The following is a 19,633-nucleotide window of genomic DNA, read 5'->3' on the forward strand; positions in this document are numbered from 1 at the left end:
TTGCAATGAATTGGCGCGGCGCCGACATCTGCATGAAACATTCATGCCGGAGAATGCGCTCATCAAAAAGCCCTTTCAGCGAGAACCGACATGCGCCTTTCGACAATCCGTTTTGGTAGTGCCACTGCTCCGGCCGCTTATGCGATCGTTCGCTCCAGCCTGGTCGCCAGCGAACGCGGCGTCGCCGCACTGTGGCGGCAGCGGCGGCGGATCGCGGCCGTGCTGGCCCTGTGCGCTGGCATGGGACTCAGCACGCAAATCGCCGCTGTGCTCGATTCGCTGACAAGCGGATTGCTGTTGTCGGGCAACTGGTTAGGCGGTGTCGATCCCGTTTCCGTCGATTTCCTCGTTGGCGCACTCCAGGCGCATGTGGCCTGAGGAGGCGCTTGTCATCTTTCGTTTGAGTGGCGCGGTTCCTTCAGTACGGCCATTTCAGATGGCCGGACGACAGCGGCGCAAGGCGGCTCAGCGATCGAAGAACGGGTTCTTCCCGCTCGCGGCCAGCGGGATGCCGTAGGCCAGAAACTCTCCCTTGCCGAATAGGCCGAGTTCGATGGCGGCTTTGCCGATCGAGCGCATGATCCGGTTGTCCACTCGATTGTCGGCGGCGACGCTGGCCGCCGAACCCATCGCGATACCGAGGTCGCAAGAGTTGTAGTGGCAGGGCACCTTCGGGTGTTTGTCCTTTTCCTGGCAATTGTCGAAGCCGCATTGGCCGCAGTGCTGGATCCGGCAGGCGACGATCCGGGTGGCGATCAGGAACAGACAGTCGGCATTGAGCAGGTTGTCGGCGTCGCGGCTGAATCCGGCGGGGGCACGGTTGGCGACGGCCATCTCCTTCATTTTTTCGGCGATCGTTTGCAGTTCAATGCCGTCGATCGTCAGGATCGAGAGATTGTCGATGCCTTTGGCCTTGGGCGCCGTCCGTGCGGCAATCATCATTTTTTCGCAGATTTCCCTGACGAGTCTCTTGCGTTCCTGTTCTTCACGATAAATCGGCATGGCATGCGCTCCGGCGTTGCGTTTCAGGACAAGCGCCTATCTTACGCCGCTTGCCGGCGAAAATTGGGAAGTGGGGGCAAGGGTGGCGCGATGCTTGTGCTTTGCGCTCGACGCGGGCAAAGGCGGTGTTGACGATAGAATGCGCGTCTGATCGATCCGTTTATGTCCGGGGTTTGGTCTTTGCGCCCGGCTTTCTCTTTGTTTTCGGCAGAACCCGCACCCTATGGATTTCAACGCACTTTCTCCCTATCTGATCATCGCCGCCGGGGCTTTTATTGCGGGTGGCATGAACGCCATGGCCGGCGGCGGAACCTTCTTCTCGTTTCCTGCCTTGCTCGCCGCGGGCGTGCCGCCGATCATCGCCAATGCCAGTAATACCGTCGCTCTCTGGCCGGCCAGTTTTTCCAGCGCTTGGGCGTATCGGCGTGAAATCAGAAGGCATGGACGCTTCTCGATGCTACTGGCCGTTGTTTCCCTGCTGGGGGGACTGGGTGGGGGGCTGATCTTGCTTGCGACCTCGAACGAAACCTTCTCGGTCCTGATTCCCTGGTTGCTGCTGCTGGCGACGACGCTGTTTGCCTTCTCGGCGCAGATTTCGCGACTGGTGAGTGCCGTGAAATCCCGCTTTGGCCTCGGCAGTGATCACGACCATCCTGGCAGCATCGGCGGAACGGTCTTGCAATTGACGGTCGCCGTGTATGGCGGTTTCTTTGGCGCCGGACTTGGCATTCTGACGCTGGCGGCGCTGGCGATTCAGGGGATCGACGATACGCAGGAACTGAACGCGCTCAAAAACCTTGCGTCGGCGATCAACTATTCGACGGCGGCGGTAACGTTCATCGTGGCCGGTGCGGTGAGTTGGCCGCATACGCTTGTGATGCTGGTGACGGCGCTGGTCGGTGGATATGCTGGTGCGATGCTGGCGCGGCGACTGCCGTCGCTCTGGCTGAAGCGGCTGATCATTACCGTCGGCAGCGTGCTGACGGTGATCTATTTCGCCAAGACTTTCGGCGCCTGATCGTCGCGCCCGGCCTGAAGGCCTTTTGATTCCTGGGGCTGGCGTCGCGTCGGTGCGCTTCGCCAGCCTGATCTGCGGGAGTTCGTCAGCTGTTGTTGGCGGCCTTTCTTGCCGCCAGCAGGATGTCAAAGACTCGTCCTCTCGAGGGACCGATATCGCGCGGGAATGCCAGGAATTCCTTGACGTCGGCGTCGGTGGCTTTCTTCGCCTTGATGATGCGCATCAGTTCCCTGCATCGCTTGTTCTTGGCTTTAAGCTCCTTGGCTGCTGCACTTGCGTTCTTGATCACCATTTGCCGTCACCTCCGTTGCCGCGTTAGCCTGAATCCGTCAGGTATCGGTTAAGTCAATCCAGTGTGTCGTCGTTCATGTTGCCATCAGTGCGTGACAGAGTTCCTTCACATACCCGGCCCGCATACATTTGACAGAGGGCTGGTGTCCAGTTGCGTGCTGCAAGGTATTGTGGGGCAAAGGAGCCGTCAGGTCTGTTTTGCGTCGTGCGCCCAATTATGCCCCCGTTTTGTCGATGCTGCCCGGACTTTGGGCGGCGTATTTCGGTTCGCTCTCCCGATACGCAAGGCCCAGGCTTTGCCAGCGCGCTGACGCGCAGGAATGTCCCGGAAGCACCTGTTCGGGTGACTGCGGTCCGGCTCCGTCCGGCTTTGAACTCAATACCGATCCCATAGTCAACGACAGGCATCGGCAAGTAAGCGTCATTTACTGTCGAATGCCGTTGTTGTGCAACGACGTTTGCGAGGAGACCGCATGAGAACGCTTGTAAAACTGCTGATGGTTGTTGCATGGATGTTTCAAACCGGCGTGGCGACAGCCGCTGACGACTCAAGCTATGCTTCCGCGGTGGCGCAGTGGAATTCATACACGGATGTCGCCGACTGGTTGCGCAGCAACTTCAAGTTCGATCACGGCAGGTTGAACAGCATACTGCAACGTACTCGGCAAAACGGTCCTTCCGGGTTGCTTGCTCGCACTGCGGAGGGGACGTTCAAACAAAAATCGGGTTATTGCACCGATGCCGCCGCTTTTGCCATCCAATCCCTGAATCAACTCAGGCCGGAGTACGCAGCCAAGTACATCTTCGTCAAGAATCGATTTGGACAGCCGCATCATTGGGTTGCAGGCTTCATGGTCGACGGAAAGATCATGGTCATTGACTATGGTGCTTCAGCCGAGTGGGGCGGCATGAACGGCGTCCACGGCCCCTATGATTCGCTCGACCAATATGCGGACTTCATCAATTCACTTCGCATTGCGAGATTCGCCGCCGAGTCGGTTGAATGGCGCGGCGTATTTCCCGGCCAACAAGACTGACTTGGCCGAAAGCCAGTTGGCGGAAGAGAGCAGGAGTCGAACCTACCCGGGCCCGTTTAACGGGCCCTACCGGTTTTGAAGTCCGGCCGCCCCACCGGGGAACGATCTCTTCCGTAACTTGAAGTGCAAGGGCTACGGCAGAATCCATCAAGCATAAAAGCAGCCCTTGTTCTGCCTGCGCCTTCTTCGAGGCAATCATGGCAACAATTCGGAACGGTGGCAACCGTTATCAGATGGATGAATCGTCGCTTGTCGCGAAATTGTCTTCGACCTTGAGGCGTGCATGGAAATGGGGCGAACTTTCGTGTGTCAGATGCGAGTTGGCGAAGATACATGGACAGCGACTGGACCACGGATTACTCCATCCGGGCGATATACAAGGGGCGTCCCTTTACGGCTTTTTACAGTTGTTAGTACTGGTGATAGAATCGCGCGCCTTGATTTTTCAAGCACTTCATGCGTTAGGCGGCCAATGCAACCGGTGGTTGGCGCGTGCCATGGCGCGACTGTATTTTATTTCTTAAGAGGATGTCATGGCATTGAAACATTGCGCATTCGCAGCCTTCATCGTTGGCGCGGCATGTTCCGCTCAGGCGCTTGATTGGCAGGATAATTCGATCGGTTATCGTTACGGAACGCATTTTGCGGAACCGTTCAACAACGATATCGTGGCCAAGAACATCGTGAACTTCACGCATGTGAGCGGTTACAAGTACGGCTCGAACTTCCTCAACGCCGATTTCCTGTTCTCGAACAAGAAGGATCCGGTTGATGTCGGATCCAACAACGGAGCGCAGGAAGCTTATGTGGTCTATCGCCACACGCTCGATCTTGGCAAAGTGTACGGCAAGGATTTCAAGGTCGGCCCGGTGCGCGGCTTCGGTGTGTCAGGCGGTTTCGACTGGAATACCAAGCGCGATGCAGGCTATAACTCGAAAAAGCGCATGCTGGTGGCCGGTCCGACGGTAATGTTCGACGTTCCCGGCTATCTCAATGTCAGCGTGCTCGAACTTTGGGAAAGCAATGCTCCCTACAATGGCTTCAGCGCAACCAGTACGCCGCGTTATCACTACAAGGCGCATCCGATGCTGGAAACGACTTGGGGCATCCCGTTCACGGTCGGTTCCCTGCCGCTGAGCTTCGAAGGCTACGCGTTGTTCATCGCGTCGAAGGGTAAGGACGAATTTGGCGTCGATACCGCAAGCGAGACCAATGTGGACGCGAAGCTGATGTACGATGCCAGCGGTATCGTCGGCGTTCGCAAGAATACGTTCAAGGTCGGTGCCGAATACCAATACTGGATGAACAAGTTTGGCAACAACCGCAACGGAGCCGCCGGAACCGGTGCGTTTGCACGCACCCCGATGATTCGCGCCGAGTACCATTTCTGATTCAAGTGTCATCGTCTCTGGATCGCTCGGCAGGCCAGGGATAGATTACTGAAATCCCCCCTCTTCGCAAAAAGAGGGGGATTTTTTTCGTACTGGCGGCCGCTGCGTTGAAAGGGTAATGCGAGATAGCGTCGGGCGAAACGGAGATACGCACCCTAGTCGGGCGTGAACAATTTCATCCGGTTTTCGCCGGGCGTGTCGCGCAAGAGATGTGTATCCCGGACACGCCGGGTGTAACCGATGCGATCGAAGAACTCGAGAATCTGAATGGCGACCTTGCGTCCCCCTCCGATTTTGTCGCGCAGATCGGCGGCGCGGGCGGCGCCGTTCTGGTCGCACAGTTGCGCGACCATTTCCGCCAGGTCGGCGATTTTGCTGGCGGCGAAATAATGGTCGAGCGCGACCGGATAGACTTCGCCGAGACGGGCGACGCGCTTGAGCAACATGCGCACGTCGTTTTCCCCATGGCCGGTCGATCGCGCGATGTCGCGCACGCGCGGCGGGTTGTAAGGCTCGGCCAAGAGCAGCGGTTGCAGCGTTTCCCATCGACGTCGGTCGTGGTCGCTAAGTTGAACGCGGTGTCCCGGCAGGTGCAGCCACGCGCCGGTCCTGGTAATGCGTCCGGCATCGAGAAGTTCGCCGATCAGCGCGTCGAAGGCACGTCGTGACAATGATGGATGCGTCAGCCGGCGCAGACGGTCGTTTTCGATGCCGGCCATGTCGGGGTGGCGGCTGTGCTCCGTGCTCAGCGCTTCGGTGACGCGGTCCTGAAGCGTGGCCCACTGCCGTGTCGAATAGGCGGCGTTGCCGACAACCCGCAGCGCGAGCGATGAACACAGCGCCGCCAGTCCCGTCGCGTCGAGATTATGGTTGAGCGAGAAACTGGCGAGGTCGGCGCCGCCTGCTTGCCGGTCAGCCATCATCGCCAACGCGCCGGCGCTATCGTCGGCAGCCAGGGCCGCCAACAAGGCCAGACGCTCGGGCGCGCGCTTCTTGCGTGCCGGCGGGAAGACGTCGAGCACTTTGCCACCCGCCAGCGTCACCCGGGCGGCGGCGTCGCGAAGGATGAGACGGTCGCCGGCAAGGGCGTTGGTCTCGCGTTCGAGGACAAGTTCGGCGAGCCCCGTGTCGCCAGCTTGCACGGATTCCGATGACAACAGAGCGACGCGAGCGGGGATGTCGTCGCTGCCAAGGTGAACATGGACATGTGTCCAATGTTGCAGCGGTGGCTGCGAAGGCAGGACGCGCAGTGCGACGGCGAGACAGCGCTGTGGGTGAAGAAGGGTCGGGTCGATGACCCACATGCCGCGTTCGATATCGCTCTTTTCGATGCCGGCGAGCGCAAGCGCAATACGCTGTCCGGCATGGCCGCTCTCGGTTGCTTCGCCCTGTGCGCGCAGACTGCGGACGCGAACGCTTCTCCCGCCAGGCGAGAGGACGAGCGTGTCGCCGACCTTGACGCTGCCCGAAAATGCCGTGCCGGTGACGACGGTGCCGGTCCCGGCAAGCGTGAAGACGCGATCGACGGCAAGACGGAATCGGCCTTGTGCCGTACGCGCCGCAAGACTTGCAGCGCAGGTTTCGAGGTGCCGGTTCAGGGCGTCGATGCCGATGTCGTTGCGGGCATCGACGGCAAAAATGGGCGCGTTCCGGAGCGATGTGCCTTCCAGCAGTGCCTCGATTTCCATGATGACATCCGCCTGACGCCCAGCATCGGCGAGGTCGATCTTGGTCAGCGCGACGGCCCCCTGGCGGATGCCCAGCAGTTCGATGATGTCGAGATGTTCGCGCGTTTGCGGCATCGGGCCGTCGTCGGCGGCGATGACGAGCAGCGCGAAATCGATGCCGGTAGCGCCCGCCAGCATGTTGTGGATGAGCTTTTCGTGTCCGGGGACGTCGATGAAACCGAGTACCGGGTCGGCGGCGCCGGGGGCGGGCAGACGGCGGAAAGCGTAGCCGAGGTCGAGGGTGATGCCGCGTTCCTTTTCCTCACGCAGGCGGTCGCAGTCGGTACCGGTCAGCGCCTTGACCAGCGTTGTCTTGCCGTGGTCGATGTGGCCGGCCGTGCCGATAATCATGCCAATGCCTTTTTCATGGCGTCGAGTTGTTGCGCAAAGCGCGCTTCGTCGGGGACTTCGAGACAGCGCATGTCGAGCCAGAGCGCATCGTCGCGCAGGTGGCCGATGACCGGTGTCGGTAACGCACGCAGCGTGCTTTCGAGTCGTTGCAGCGTTTTGCCGGGATGTTTTCCCGGTGGGCGCAGGACGATCGCCATCGAAGGCAGACGTTCTTCCGGCAGCGCGCCGCTGCCGATCTGGCTGCGGCAGGGCTCGCACACGACCTGGGCGAGCGTACCGACGACGTCTTGCAGGCGTGGTGCGAGGCGTCTTGCGGTCGCCTCGATGTCGCTCGTGGGACGCGTCAGCAGTCGCAAGGTCGGCAGGCGTTGCGCCAGTCGATCCGGGTCGCGGTAGAGCCTGAGTGTCGCTTCCAGCGCTGCCAGCGTCGTCTTGCCGACGCGCAAAGCCCGTTTGAGCGGATTTTTCTTGATCTTCGCGATGAGTGCCGCGCGGCCGACGATGATACCGGCCTGCGGGCCGCCGAGCAGTTTGTCGCCGGAGAAAGTGACGAGATCGGCGCCCGCTGCCAGCGCACGCTGCGGCGTCGGTTCCGCCGGCAGGCCGTAGGCGCTGAAGTCGGCGAGTGTGCCGCTGCCGAGGTCCACGAGCAGCGGCAGGCCGTTGGCATGGGCGATGTCAGCGACCTCCGCGTCGGGCACTGAGTGGGTGAAGCCGGTAATGGCGTAATTGCTGGTGTGCACTTTCATCAGCAGCGCCGTCTTGGCGCCAATGGCATCGGCATAGTCGCCGGCGTGCGTGCGATTGGTGGTGCCGACCTCGACCAATCGTACCTGCGCCCGACGCATGACATCCGGGATGCGGAAAGCGCCGCCGATCTCGACGAGTTCGCCGCGCGAAACGATCGCTTCCTTGCCTTGGGCCAGGGCATTGAGCGCCAGGAGTACGGCAGCGGCGTTGTTGTTGACGACGGTGGCGGCGAGATCCGGGAACTTGGTGCCGAGAATTTCCTGGAGCAACGGGGTGATCAGGTCGTCGCGGTCGCCGCGCGTGCCGGCGTCGAGGTTGTACTCAAGCGCGCAGGGCGAGCGGGCGGCATCGCACATGCTGGCGATGGCGTTTTCGGCGAGTTGGGCGCGTCCGAGGTTGGTGTGCAGGACGGTGCCGCTGAGATTGAAGACGGGGCGCAGGCGCGGACGGGCGAGGCGGTCGATGCGGCCGGCGATGGCGTCGAGCAGTTCGGCCTCGTCGGGCGTCGGCAGACCGCCGCGGATACCGGCTCGAGCCGCGGCCAGTTCGGCGCGGATGCAGGCGGTGACAAGCGTGTGGCCATGGTCTTCGATCAACGGCGCAACGCGCTGCAACAGTCGATCAACCGAGGGGAGCGATATCGTTGGTTTCATGCATTCACCCGGACCGGGCAGAAAGTGATGTTTATGTCATTGTGTGCCTAGCCGGCACCTCCGAGCAAGAGCAGGTTGGGGCCACTGCGCGAATAGCCGGCTTCGTCCACGAGGAGATCGAGCGCCAGCGTGGCGAGATCGTCGGCCACCGGGTCGACGCCGGGGTTCTTTTCCTGCGCCATGATCTTGAGGTAGCTCTTGCAATGATCGCAGCATTCGGCGCGTACGCTACCGTCATCGCCGTCGATCTGTCGGTAGTTTACGTCGCGGTCGGTGTTGCAGGCAGTGCAGGTGGCGCGCGGCACATTCCATTCGGTGTTGCAGAGCGAGCAGTGCAGGTAGCGCAGGTTGTTGATTTGTGCCGAGGTCTTGAGAATGCTGGCAACCGGCAAACTGCCGCAACAGGGGCACAGTTCCGACGGATCGGGGATGGCGAGCGTCTTTACGTCGAGGCGGGCGGCGAGGGCGGTCCAGATCGTCTGCAGCGCGGCCGCGACGATCGTCGTCTCGGGCAGGGCGTCAGGGTCGATGCGCCCATCGAGCAGTGCGTCGGCGATGGCGTCGAGTTCCGTCACGGTCATCGCGCCAAGCGCCGCCAGCGGCGCATGCATCGCTTCGGGCGCGCCCTTGGCCATCTTTTCCGCCAGGCGTCTGGCGATGTCGGTCCAGTTCGCCGGGCGCGGATAGCTGAGGGCGGCGAGCGGCGGCATGCCGTGCTGGCGGGCACGCTCGACGGCGTCGGGCGGCGGTGGTGCCAGCGTATCGAGTGTCAGGGCAATGTCGTGTTGCGCCTGGGTGAGGCGACCGAGGTAGGCGAGCCAATCGCTCAGGCTGTGTTGCTGCGAGAGAGCAGCGAAGCGTGCGTGCCGGTCGGCAAAGATCCGCCCCGGTTGCGGCAGTTGGATCACCGGCGGCACTTCGGTCGAAGGATGGATTTCTATTGTCTGCGTGGGTGTCATGCAATTCCAGAGTGAATCCAAAAAGACCCCGCAGCCCGGCTTCACTGCGGGGTTTCCCAGAGAGAACCGTTTATTTCCCCGTCATTTGGCGGTACCACGCCCGGTGGTGCTGTTTTGCCCAGGCGCGCGTGACCGTGCCGTACCACATGGCCCGGATCGTCCCCTTCGTCCAGATCGCCGCATACACATGCACGATGGCAACGAGGATCATGATCGTTGCCGCCGCGGCATGGACGACCGCGGCAAGGCGGACGATTCCGACAGGGAAGTTGAAGTAGGCACGCCACATCAGGAGGCCCGAAATGACGAGGGCACTGACGCATACGGCCATGCTCCAGAAGACCATTTTCTGGCCGGCGTTGTACTTGCCTTGTTCGGGCATGTTGTGGTCGTTGCCTTCGATCATTTCACCAACCCGGGTCAGCCATTCGCGGTCGGCATCGTTGATCAGGTTCAGTTGCCAGAAGCGGAAGAACATGACGACGAAGGCGATTCCGAGAATGACGCCAAGATACGGATGGATGATCCGCGCCCAGGCGCCGCCGCCGAACAGTTGCACGAGCGGATAGAAAGCCGGGTGGAAGAACGCGAGTCCCGAGAGCGCCAGCAGGATGAAGCAGATGCCGGTTACCCAGTGATTGGCGCGTTCGGCTGCGTTGTAGCGCGGGAGGTCTTTGGGGTCGCGGATCATGATGCGTCCTCCTTCTCGATCTCTTCCTCAATTTCCCGGGCGACTTCGTTCGGGCCCTTGATGACGTAATGGAACAGGCTGCCGAGTGCGGCGAGTCCGAGCGCGAAGGTCGCCAGCGGCTTGGTCGCGCCCTTCCAGAGCGACACGAGCGGACTGATCGACGGATTTTCCGGCAGGCCGGCGTACAGCCCCGGACGGTCGGCGTGATGCAGCACATACATCACGTGCGTGCCGCCGACGCCGGGCGGGTCGTACAGCCCCGCCTTGTCGTAGCCGCGTTCCTTGAGGTCGGCGATGCGCTTGCCGGCATAGTCCTTCATGTCCTCCTTGCTGCCGAACTCGATGGCGCCGGTCGGACAGGCTTTGACGCAGGCCGGCGCCTGGTTGACGGCTAGACGGTCCGAGCACAGCGTGCACTTGTAGGCCTTGTTGTCCTTCTTCGAGATGCGCGGAACGTTGAACGGGCAACCGGTGACGCAGTAGCCGCAGCCGATGCAATTTTCCTGGTGGAAGTCGACGACACCGTTGCTGTACTGGATGATCGCGCCGGGCGCCGGGCAGGATTTCAGGCAGCCCGGGTCGCTGCAGTGCATGCAGCCGTCCTTGCGGATCAGCCATTCCAGCTTGTTGTTTTCTTCCACTTCGGTAAAGCGCATCACCGTCCAGGCGTTCTCGGTCAGGTCGGTCGGATTGTCGTAGACGCCGACGTTATGGCCGACTTCCTCGCGGACGTCGTTCCATTCCATGCACGCCACCTGACAAGCCTTGCAGCCGATGCAGGCCGAAACATCGATGAGCTTGGCGATTTCCATCGTCTGACGCGCCTGCGGTGCCGGCGTCGTCGTGGCGGAGCGCTGTTTGATATCTAGCGATTGCAGTGCCATATCAGCTCTCCTTTAGGCTTTCTCGATGTTGACGAGGAACGCCTTGTATTCAGGCGTCTGCGTGTTGGCATCTCCGACGAACGGCGTCAGGGTGTTGGTGATGAAGCCAGGCTTCGTCGCTCCCTTGAAACCGAAGTGGATCGGAATGCCGACGGTATGAACTTTCTTGCCGTCGATATCGAATGCCTTGATGCGTTTGGTGACGACTGCCACCGCCTTGATGAAGCCCCGGTTGGAGCGGACCTTGACGCGGTCGCCGGCGGCGATGCCTTTCTCCTTCGCCAGTTCCTCGCCGATTTCGACGAAATGCTCCGGTTGCATGATGGCGTTGACGAGCGACTGCTTCGTCCAGAAGTGGAAGTGCTCGGTCAGGCGATAGGTCGTGGCGACGTAGGGGAAGTCCTTGGCGTTGCCGAAGGCTTCCATGTCGCCCTTGTACACGCGTGCCGCCGGATTGCTCTTGGCCTTCGGGTTCTGCGGGTGCATCGGGTTGGCTTCGAGCGGCGTTTCGAAGGGCTCGTAATGCTCGGGGAACGGGCCTTCCGCCATCAGGTCGCGGGCGAACAGACGGGCCACGCCTTCCGGGTTCATGATGAACGGCATGACATTCTCTTCCGGCGCAGCATCCGGGCGCATGTCGGGAATGTCGTTGCCGCCCCAGACCTTGCCGGTCCAGCGCAACACCGTGCGTTTCGGATCCCAGGGTTTACCGCTCGGGTCGGCCGAGGCGCGGTTGTACAGGATGCGCCGGTTGACCGGCCAGGCAAATCCCCAGTTGAGGGTCTGGCCGAGTCCGGACGGATCGCTATTGTCGCGGCGCGCCGAGTTGTTGCCGGCCTGCGACCATACGCCACAGTAGATCCAGTTGCCGCACGTGGTCGTGCCGTCGTCACGCAGCATCGCGAAACTCGGCAACTGATCGCCGGCCTTGACCAGCACCTTGGTCGCGTCCTTCGGGTCGACGACGTCGGCCAGCGCCTTGCCGTTGTACTCCATCATCAGCTCTTCCGGCGAAGGCTTGTTCGGGATGCGATACGCCCAGGTCAGCTTCTGGATCGGCTCGGCGAAGGCGCCGCCATCCTTGGCGTACATTTCCTTGAGCTTGAGGAACAGGGTCGCCATGATCTCGGTGTCGTCCTTGGCGTCCCCGGGAGGCTCTGCAGCCTTCCAGCGCCACAGGATGACGCGGCCGGAATTGGTAAAGCTGCCGGCGGTCTCGGCGAACAGCGAGGTCGGAAGCCGGAAGACTTCGGTCGGGATCTTGGCCGGGTCGACTTCGTTGAATTCTCCGTAGGGCTTCCAGAATTCCGAGGTGTCGGTGGCCAGCGGGTCCATAACGACCATGTATTTCAGCTTGGCGAGCGCATCGCTGACCTTCTTCTTGTTGGCGACCGATGCCAATGGGTTGAAGCCCTGGCAGAGGAAGCCGTTGATCTTGCCCTGGTACATCTGGTCGAAGATCGACAGGACGTCGGAGGCGCCGGCAAGCTTCGGCATGTAGTCGAAGGCGAAGCCGTTGTCCTTGGTCGCCGCGTCGCCCCACCAGGCCTTCTGCAGGCTGACGTACCACTTCGGGAAGTTCTGGTAGAAGTTCATCTGTCCCGGACGCAGCGCCTTGGTGGTCTTCTTCTCGAGGAAGCTCTTGATGTCCTTGTCGGCGTCGGTCGGTGCGGCCAGATAGCCCGGCAGTTGCTGGGCATAGAGCGCGAAGTCGGTGATGCCCTGGACGTTCGAGTGTCCGCGCAGCGCATTGATGCCGCCGCCAGCCATGCCCATGTTGCCGAGCAGCAACTGGATCATCGCCATGCAGCGGATATTTTGCGATCCGACCGAGTGCTCGGTCCAGCCGAGCGCGTACAAGCTTGTCATGGTCTTGTTCGGCGCCGCCGTCTCGGCGATGTACTCGCAGACCTTGAGGAAGGATTCCTTCGGCGTGCCGCAGACCTTCGCCACCATTTCCGGCGTGTAGCGCGCGTAGTGCGCCTTCATCAGTTGCCAGACACAGTTCGGATCCTGCCAGCTTTCGTCGATCTTGGCGTAACCGTCCTTGTCGAGCTGATAGGACCAGCTGCCCTTGTCGTAGCTGCGCTTCTCTTCGTTGTAGCCGCTGAAGAGCCCGTCGCTGAACTTGAAGCCCGGATCGACGAGGAAGGAGGCGTTGGTGTAGGCCTTGACGTAATCCTTGTGGATCTTGTCGTTGGCGATCAGGTAGTTGATGACGCCGCCGAGGAAAGCGATGTCGGACCCGGAACGCAAGGGGGCATAGAAATCGGCAACGGAGGCCGTGCGGTTGAAACGCGGGTCGACGACGACGAGCTTCGCCTTGCGCGTCTTCTTGGCTTCAATCGCCCACTTGAAGCCGCAGGGGTGGGCTTCGGCGGGGTTGCCGCCCATGACGAGAATCAGATCGGCATTCTTGATGTCGACCCAGTGGTTGGTCATCGAACCACGCCCAAAACTCGGAGCCAGACTGGCCACCGTGGGGGCGTGTCAAATACGTGCCTGGGTGTCGATCGAGGTCATCCCCAACGCGCGAATCGTCTTCACGGTCAGGTAGCCAGCCTCGTTAGGTGCCGCGGATGAAGCGAGGAAAGCGGTCGACGTCCAGCGATTGACCGTCAGCCCGTCCTTGTTCTGTACCATGAAATTGGCATCACGATCGGCCTTCATGTGCTTGGCGATGCGGTCGAAGGCCTCGTTCCACGAGATCTTCTTCCATTCGCTCGCACCCGCCTCACGCACTTCCGGCCACTTCAGGCGGTTGGCGCTCTGCACCATGTCGCGCAGTCCGGCGCCTTTCGGGCAGAGGGTGCCGCGATTGACCGGATTGTCCGGGTCGCCTTCGATGTGGATGATTTCGGCGTGCGCGTTCTTCGATTTGTCGCCGCTCGAGTAGATGAGTACGCCGCAGGAAACCGAGCAATACGGACAGGTATTGCGCGTTTCGGTGGCTCGCGTCAGCTTGAAGGTTCTCACCTCCGCCAGCGCGGCATTCGGTGAGAAGCCCATCATCGCGATGGACGACCCCCCGAGTCCTGCGGTGCATATTCTGAAAAACTGCCGCCGTGTCACGTTCATTGAGTCTTCTCCTTTTCGGTTACGACTTCGAACCACGCCTGAAACAGGTATTACAGAGGGAATGCCAACCCACTGAACCATTCTATATGAAAATCGAGTTTTCGCTCCGGCGCATTCGAGTCGTCGAGCATATCGAGAGTTCCCCTGGATGGATTGACCGGGCGCGCCGCGTCGGGGATACTTTCAGGTCTTCGCTGGTCGCTTCGGCCAACCGTCCCCTTGTTTGTGTGCAAAGGTGTCCTGAAATGATTCGAAAGAACTGGCGCGCGTTCCTTGCTGCGGCCCTGCTCTGCGCTTCCGCCACCGTCGTGGCCGAAACCTGGCCCAGCCGCATGATCCGCATCGTCGTGCCGACGGCGCCGGGCAGTTCGGTCGATATCGTTGCACGCCTGGTCGGCGAGAAGCTCGGCCCGATGCTCGGCCAGACCGTCATCGTCGAGAACAAGCCGGGGGCCAACGGCACCATCGGCGTCGATGCCGTCGTCAATTCACGCGATGGGCATACGCTGTTGCTCGGCTACAACGGCCCGCTCACCGTGTCGCCGTCGCTGACGCCGAAGCCGCCGTACAACGTCCAGCGCGATCTGGCGCCGATCGCGTTGGTGGTGACGCAGCCGAACGTGCTGGCGGTGCGTGCCGATCTCAAGGTCAATTCGCTCAAGGAGTTGATCGCGTTGGCGAAAAGCAAGCCGGGCACGCTCGATTACGCCTCCGTCGGACTCGGTTCCTTGTCGAACCTGTCGATGGAACTCTTGAAGATGCAGAGCGGTTCCTATCTTGTGCACATTCCGTTCAACGGCGGTCCTCCGGCGGCCCTGGCGCTGAGTCGCGGCGACGTGCACGTGATGTTTGCCGCGCTCTCGAATGTGCAGCCGCTCGTCAAGGCAGGCAAGGTCAAGTTGCTGGCGGTATCGAATGCGAAGCGTTCGGCGGCGGTGCCGGATTTGCCGACGGTCGCCGAATCGGGCTTCCCCGGTTTCGATGCAACGACCTGGAATGGCTTCCTGGCCCCGGCGAGCATGCCGGCCGAGACGGTGGCGCGGCTCAACAAACTGATTGTCCAGATCGTGCAAATGCCGGATGTGCAACAGCGCCTGGCGACGGCCGGCGCCGAAGTCGTGCATGGCGGAACGCCCGAGCAGTTCGGCGCACTGCTCAAGCATGAAACGGCCGCCTGGACCAAGGTGATCGAACGCTCGGGCATCAAACTCGAATAGTTTTTTTGTGTCGTGAGAATCGACGGGTTGTTTTTTACGCAATGGAGATAGAGAAGTCGTGCAACTGAAAATGTCTGAAAATTCGCTGTTCGCCATCCTGATGCGCTCACCGTGGTGGATCAGTTTTGCCGTTGCTGCCGTCATTGCGCTGCTCGGCAAGATCATTGCGTCCGGCGAGTACTTTTCCTACGGCGTCGCGTTTACGCTGCCGTTCATCGTTGTCGGGTCGATTTCCGCATGGAAGCAACGTAACGAGCCGAGTGCCGCACGCGTCGAAGACACGATCGAAGCGGTTTCGGCGATGTCATGGCGTGAGTTTTCCGGCCTGATGGAAAAAGCCTTCGAACGCGATGGCTTTACCGTCAAGCGTATCGATGGCGCCGCCGACTTCCTGCTCGAAAAGCAGGGGCGTACGTCGGTGGTCTGCTGCAAGCGTTGGAAGGCCGCCAGCCAGGGCGTCGAGCCGCTGCGTGAATTGGAAGCGGCGCGCGAGGCGCGGGAAGCACGCGAGGCCTTGTACGTCTCGGCGAATGGCGTCTCCGACGCCGCCCGCCAGTTCGCCAAGGAACACCGGATGGCCCTGATGCTGGCGCCGCAACTGGCGCGTTTGCTGCGTTTGCCGCGGAAATCGTTGCCGCGGAAGTGACCTCAGGAGGATGGCGATGAACGAACAACTGCGAACACTCGATCATTTCAAGGTGTCGGCGATCGACATGGCGGTCCGCTTCGGCCCCAAGCTTGTTGTTGCTCTTGTCATTCTCTTCATCGGACATCTGCTCGGGCGCTGGGTCGGTCGGCTTGTCGAGCGGTTGCTCGTGCGCCTCAAGTTCGAGGCGCCGGTGCGCGTGTTGCTGGTGCGCACTGCGCATCTGATTGTTTTCGGTTTCTTCATCATCATGGCGCTGCAGAATCTCGGCGTCGAACTCCTGCCGCTGATCGCCGGCCTCGGTGTCGCCGGCGCCGGCGTCGCCCTGGCCATGCAGGGCATTCTCGGCAATGTCGCGGCCGGGCTGACGATCATCTTCACGCGGCCGTTTCATGTCGGCGACTATCTGTCGATCGGTACCGAGGAGGGCGAGGTTCTCGACGTTACCTTGTTCAGCACGACGCTCGGCCATACCGACCGCTCGAAGGTCATCATTCCGAACCGCAAGATCGTCGGCGAGATCATGCATAACTACAGCAACATGCGGCAGCTCGATCTCGTCGTCGGCGTCGCGTATGACACCAACCTGGAAGCCGCTTTTCGCCTGATCAACGGGATACTCTCGGCAAATCCGCGTGTGCTGCCGGAACCGGCGCCCGTCGTCGCCGTCAGCCAACTCGCCGAGTTTGCCGTGGCGATCAGCGTCCGGCCTTGGGTCCGGGTACCCGATTACGTGGCGGCATCGGGCGAAATCAATCGGGCGATTCTTGAAACCTTCCGCGCCGAAGGTGTCGAGATTCCGGTGCCGCAACAGGAAGTCAGGATGTTAGGAGCATAGTCACGCTTTACGGCGCTCAGCGCCATTCGTCATGGAGGATTCACCATGCGTATCAGTTCAAGTGTGTTCGAGCATCTCGGGAAGATTCCACCCTGTTATACCTGCGAGGGCGCCAATGTGTCGCCGCCTTTGTCCTGGCATGAGCTGCCGCCGGGGACGAAAAGTCTCGCGCTGATCGTCGATGATCCCGATGCGCCGGATCCCGCCGCGCCACAGCGCATCTGGGTGCATTGGGTGCTCTATAACCTCCCGGCCGATTGTGCCGGTCTGCCCGAAGACGTTGATGTCCTGCCGGCCGGGACGCGCGAGGGCCTGAACGACTGGAAGACCACCGGCTACGGCGGCCCGTGTCCGCCGATTGGCCGGCATCGCTATTTCCATAAGCTCTATGCCTTGGATACGGTGCTGCCGGATCTGAAGGAACCGGATCGCAAGGCGCTGGAACAGGCGATGCAGGGCCATGTTTTGGCCGAAGCGCAGTGTATCGGCACCTACCAGAAAGGCGATTGACCGGGCTTCTCCGATTCATTGCGCCGGTAATGCTCCTGGCGTGTGGTGGCTACCAATAGCGCCCGATGCCGATCGATAGTCGCGAGGCGGCGTCGCGTTCCCAAAGGAAGCGCAGGTCGTAGCCGCCGCCGAGCGCCCGTCGAGCCTCGATGTGGGATGCCGTATAGGTGGCGAGTCGGGCGTCCAGCGGGCGCCGAAGCTCGATACCGAGGCGCATGCCGAAATCATTGGTCGGGCGAGTCACTGCGGCAAATCCCAGGCGGGCGAATCCGGCAGCGTTGAGTGCGGTATGAGATTGCAGCGCGCCGCCGGCATTGAAGGCGGTGAACAGCGGCAGGTCGTCGATCTTCATGCCAACGGTGTAGTCAGCCTGGATTCTCGCGACGCTACAGTGCGTGCAACCGATCCGGTCTTCTTCGCCGCCGGCGCGCAGACGCCAGCCGATACCGCGATCGCCCGGCAGGCCGGTGACCGCCGGGCGGACGCTGTCGATCGCGATCACGTCAAGGCGGGTCAGCGCGAGTCCGCCGTTGACGCTGTCGACCCGGATCTCGCCCATGCTGAGGCCGCTATTGCCGGCTTGGGCGCCGCTGACATCGAGCGCATCGTAATAGGCGGGGCGCAGCCGCAGGAACAGTGCATCCGGCGTCTTGCCGCCATGACGGGTGCCAGCCTGTATCCAGCTCGGCGCGTTGGCCTCTTCCGGCGGCGTCGGCTCGGCGCTTCGAGTGGCAACGAGTCCGGGCGGGAGGCGTAGCCGTTCGCCGAGCGCGTCCAGATAGCCGGGCGAGGGCGGTGTCCGGTCTTTCTGTTTGTCGCTGCTCCGCCTGTATTGGTGATAGTCGATCAGCGTATCGATGATTTCATGTCGTTCCGCTAGCGACAAGGCTTGCATGCGGGCGCCGGCGATAGCCTCGCGTTTGTCGATGAGGTCGGCTACTAGCGTACGCTGCCCGGCGTTCAGGGCAGTATAGCGTTGGTGTAGCCGGGTTTGCCGGGAAGGGTGGTAGATCCGTTCGGCAACCAAGGGATGCGCACGCTCACTCGGTTCGAAGAGTTGTTGAATGACCGCCTGCGGCGCAATCCAGGGACGATTGCGCGGGATCGCCCGGACGGTATCGACGATTTCGAGCAGCTCGGCGACACGGTATGCGCAGTTGTCATGGAAGAAGTAATACGCATATCGCTTGTTCAGCACTTCCCAGCTGTGCGCCGTGATCAAGCGTGTTTCGTGCGGCGACAGGTCAAGGCGATATTCCCAGAGATCACGGAGTTCGTTTTCCCGGTAATTCGCGTCGTGAAAGAAGTAGTCGACCGGACTGAATCCACCGTCATAGCCGCCGGCGATGCCTTTGACGATGTAGAGCGCCGGGTTGTCACCGCGTGTCTCTATCGCGCCGAAATTTGCCGTCTGATCGGCCAACGCGCTGCCGCCGCGCTTGTTGAATTTCAGGAATAGATGGCCATAGTACGAGGCCGGATTGTCGAGATAGCCGTTGGCGAAAACCAGGCTGATCGACGTGATGTCGTCGATCGGAACCCACTCGGCGAAGGCCGGGCATTCGATGTCGGCTAGCGCCTCGCGGTATTCGGCCAATTGTTCGCGCAGCCACATCAGTCGCGCCGGAAAGCGGCATTTCGCGTGCGCGTCGGGCGGGCCGGAGAGCGGGTGCAACATTGCTGCGAGCGTCGCCGCGAGTTCGGCCTCCGGGTCGGTCCGCCCATGTTCGGCCAGGAAGAAATCGGGGCTGTGGATCGCGCTGCTCACCTGGCCGGGATATCTCCACGCGCTTTCGTAATGGAGCAAACGCTGCCAAGTCGGGTTTGCGCCGAGGCTTGACGACTCCAATGCGGTGGCGCATGTGACCGTCGGCGCGGTGAGCAGGAGAATCGCAACGTGAAAGCAAGTGAGGGTACGCAGAATTGAAGTTGGCATCGACGAAAAGGACAAAACAAGGACGCCCTCGCGAGGGCGTCCTGATGGTGTGGGCTGGCGTACGCGCTGAGTCTAGACGGCGCAGTGCAAACGCGTGGCCCGGTCGATGATGTTGAAGAGCGTTCCTGCCTTCTCGAGCGTTTGTTGTTCGCGGTAGTCGGGCGAGGAGACCGCGTCGAGCACGTCGGCACGTACTGCCTCTGCTGCCTCGTTTTGCTGCGCGCGTTCGCATGAGAACAATCCCAGGGTGGCGGTGAGGTGTTCGCCCTGGCCGCGCGCCGCGTCTTCGACAATCTGGGCGTAGGCGTCACGCACCATCATGGCGGCTTTGATGTTTCGTCGCGAACAGGTTTGCGGACTGACCGTCGCCGAGGTGACGGCCGTGGTGCCCAGATCCCAGATGATGTTGGAGGTGACCGCTGCCCATTCGACATCCTTGAACAAGGCGGCGCCGATGCCGCAGTCGGAAAACGGGTTGGGTCCCGATCCTGCCGGTTGGTTGGGGCCGACACCCGCCGCGAGGGCGATACCGGAAAGCGAGAGGGAGAATGCTGTTGCAATGAGTGTCAGAAGCTTGTTCATATGTGTTTTTCCTGATTGATCGGGTGGTGGATAAATGCACAAGGCCATTGCGACAACTGCAGCCAAACCGCA

18 protein-coding genes and 1 tRNA gene are annotated in these 19,633 nt (G+C 61.4%); 8 read left to right on the plus strand and 11 right to left on the minus strand.

Annotation, left to right across the window (positions count from 1 at the left end; all coding sequences use genetic code 11):
- The first annotated feature begins 90 nt into the window (after positions 1-90).
- The gene (locus BLR25_RS12795; RefSeq protein ID WP_091938227.1) at positions 91-378 is read left to right on the plus strand and encodes a hypothetical protein; all 288 of its coding nucleotides are present in this window, start codon (positions 91-93) and stop codon (positions 376-378) included.
- A gap of 87 nt (positions 379-465) precedes the next feature.
- Here BLR25_RS12795 and BLR25_RS12800 read toward each other — a convergent pair whose 3' ends face one another.
- Positions 466-1,002 carry a ferredoxin domain-containing protein gene (locus BLR25_RS12800; protein ID WP_091938229.1) on the minus strand — a complete coding sequence of 179 codons (537 nt, stop codon included), beginning with the start codon at positions 1,000-1,002 and terminating at the stop codon, positions 466-468.
- A 223-nt stretch (positions 1,003-1,225) separates the two neighbouring features.
- Here BLR25_RS12800 and BLR25_RS12805 point away from each other — a divergent pair, with 223 nt between their 5' ends.
- Positions 1,226-2,020 carry a sulfite exporter TauE/SafE family protein gene (locus tag BLR25_RS12805; RefSeq protein ID WP_091938231.1) on the plus strand — a complete coding sequence of 265 codons (795 nt, stop codon included), beginning with the start codon at positions 1,226-1,228 and terminating at the stop codon, positions 2,018-2,020.
- 85 nt (positions 2,021-2,105) lie between these two features.
- Here BLR25_RS12805 and BLR25_RS12810 read toward each other — a convergent pair whose 3' ends face one another.
- Complete coding sequence (locus BLR25_RS12810) at positions 2,106-2,312, minus strand: hypothetical protein (RefSeq protein WP_091938233.1); 207 nt, start codon at positions 2,310-2,312, stop codon at positions 2,106-2,108.
- Positions 2,313-2,784: 472 nt separating this feature from the next.
- Between BLR25_RS12810 and BLR25_RS12815 the strand changes: the two genes are divergently transcribed.
- Entirely contained in the window at positions 2,785-3,348 is a 564-nt protein-coding gene (locus BLR25_RS12815; RefSeq protein WP_091938235.1) for a transglutaminase-like domain-containing protein, read from the plus strand.
- 17 nt (positions 3,349-3,365) lie between these two features.
- Here BLR25_RS12815 and BLR25_RS12820 read toward each other — a convergent pair.
- Positions 3,366-3,461, minus strand: a tRNA-Sec gene (locus BLR25_RS12820).
- Positions 3,462-3,881: 420 nt separating this feature from the next.
- Between BLR25_RS12820 and BLR25_RS12825 the strand changes: the two genes are divergently transcribed.
- Positions 3,882-4,739, plus strand: a complete 858-nt coding sequence (locus tag BLR25_RS12825) for an outer envelope protein (protein WP_091938237.1) — start codon at positions 3,882-3,884, stop codon at positions 4,737-4,739.
- 155 nt (positions 4,740-4,894) lie between these two features.
- Here BLR25_RS12825 and selB read toward each other — a convergent pair whose 3' ends face one another.
- From selB to fdnG, 6 genes are all read right to left on the minus strand, one after another.
- A complete protein-coding gene (gene selB / locus BLR25_RS12830; protein WP_091938239.1) occupies positions 4,895-6,817 on the minus strand; it encodes a selenocysteine-specific translation elongation factor in 1,923 nt (640 codons plus the stop codon).
- Positions 6,814-8,220: an L-seryl-tRNA(Sec) selenium transferase gene (gene selA, locus BLR25_RS12835; RefSeq protein ID WP_091938241.1), complete on the minus strand. Its 1,407-nt coding sequence runs from the start codon at positions 8,218-8,220 to the stop codon at positions 6,814-6,816. Before selA ends, selB begins: the two co-directional genes overlap by 4 nt.
- Before the next feature lie 47 nt (positions 8,221-8,267).
- Positions 8,268-9,179, minus strand: coding sequence for a formate dehydrogenase accessory protein FdhE (fdhE, locus tag BLR25_RS12840; RefSeq protein WP_091938243.1), 912 nt, complete (start codon positions 9,177-9,179; stop codon positions 8,268-8,270).
- Between the two features lie 70 nt (positions 9,180-9,249).
- Positions 9,250-9,870, minus strand: a complete 621-nt coding sequence (locus tag BLR25_RS12845; RefSeq protein ID WP_091938245.1) for a formate dehydrogenase subunit gamma — start codon at positions 9,868-9,870, stop codon at positions 9,250-9,252.
- Entirely contained in the window at positions 9,867-10,754 is an 888-nt protein-coding gene (gene fdxH, locus BLR25_RS12850) for a formate dehydrogenase subunit beta (protein ID WP_091938247.1), read from the minus strand. The genes BLR25_RS12845 and fdxH overlap by 4 nt, the downstream gene beginning before the upstream one ends.
- 12 nt (positions 10,755-10,766) lie before the next feature.
- Complete coding sequence (gene fdnG, locus BLR25_RS12855) at positions 10,767-13,832, minus strand: formate dehydrogenase-N subunit alpha (RefSeq protein WP_143009847.1); 3,066 nt, start codon at positions 13,830-13,832, stop codon at positions 10,767-10,769.
- Positions 13,833-14,077: 245 nt separating this feature from the next.
- Here fdnG and BLR25_RS12865 point away from each other — a divergent pair, with 245 nt between their 5' ends.
- The 4 genes from BLR25_RS12865 (at position 14,078) to BLR25_RS12880 (ending at position 17,043) form a co-directional block, all read left to right on the plus strand.
- Positions 14,078-15,049, plus strand: a complete 972-nt coding sequence (locus BLR25_RS12865; protein ID WP_176785876.1) for a Bug family tripartite tricarboxylate transporter substrate binding protein — start codon at positions 14,078-14,080, stop codon at positions 15,047-15,049.
- A 70-nt stretch (positions 15,050-15,119) separates the two neighbouring features.
- Positions 15,120-15,695: a restriction endonuclease gene (locus tag BLR25_RS12870; protein WP_091938329.1), complete on the plus strand. Its 576-nt coding sequence runs from the start codon at positions 15,120-15,122 to the stop codon at positions 15,693-15,695.
- A 16-nt stretch (positions 15,696-15,711) separates the two neighbouring features.
- A complete protein-coding gene (locus BLR25_RS12875) occupies positions 15,712-16,533 on the plus strand; it encodes a mechanosensitive ion channel family protein (protein WP_091938330.1) in 822 nt (273 codons plus the stop codon).
- A gap of 45 nt (positions 16,534-16,578) precedes the next feature.
- Positions 16,579-17,043: a YbhB/YbcL family Raf kinase inhibitor-like protein gene (locus tag BLR25_RS12880; RefSeq protein WP_091938255.1), complete on the plus strand. Its 465-nt coding sequence runs from the start codon at positions 16,579-16,581 to the stop codon at positions 17,041-17,043.
- A 49-nt stretch (positions 17,044-17,092) separates the two neighbouring features.
- On the opposite strand, the gene BLR25_RS12885 is transcribed toward BLR25_RS12880, so the two are convergent.
- Positions 17,093-18,979 (minus strand): Lnb N-terminal periplasmic domain-containing protein, encoded by a 1,887-nt coding sequence (locus BLR25_RS12885; protein WP_091938257.1) that lies wholly within the window; start codon positions 18,977-18,979, stop codon positions 17,093-17,095.
- Between the two features lie 72 nt (positions 18,980-19,051).
- Entirely contained in the window at positions 19,052-19,561 is a 510-nt protein-coding gene (locus tag BLR25_RS12890; protein WP_091938258.1) for a DUF3015 family protein, read from the minus strand.
- Positions 19,562-19,633 lie beyond the last annotated feature (72 nt).

Source organism: Propionivibrio dicarboxylicus (assembly GCF_900099695.1).
Taxonomy (GTDB): Bacteria; Pseudomonadota; Gammaproteobacteria; order Burkholderiales; family Rhodocyclaceae; genus Propionivibrio; species Propionivibrio dicarboxylicus.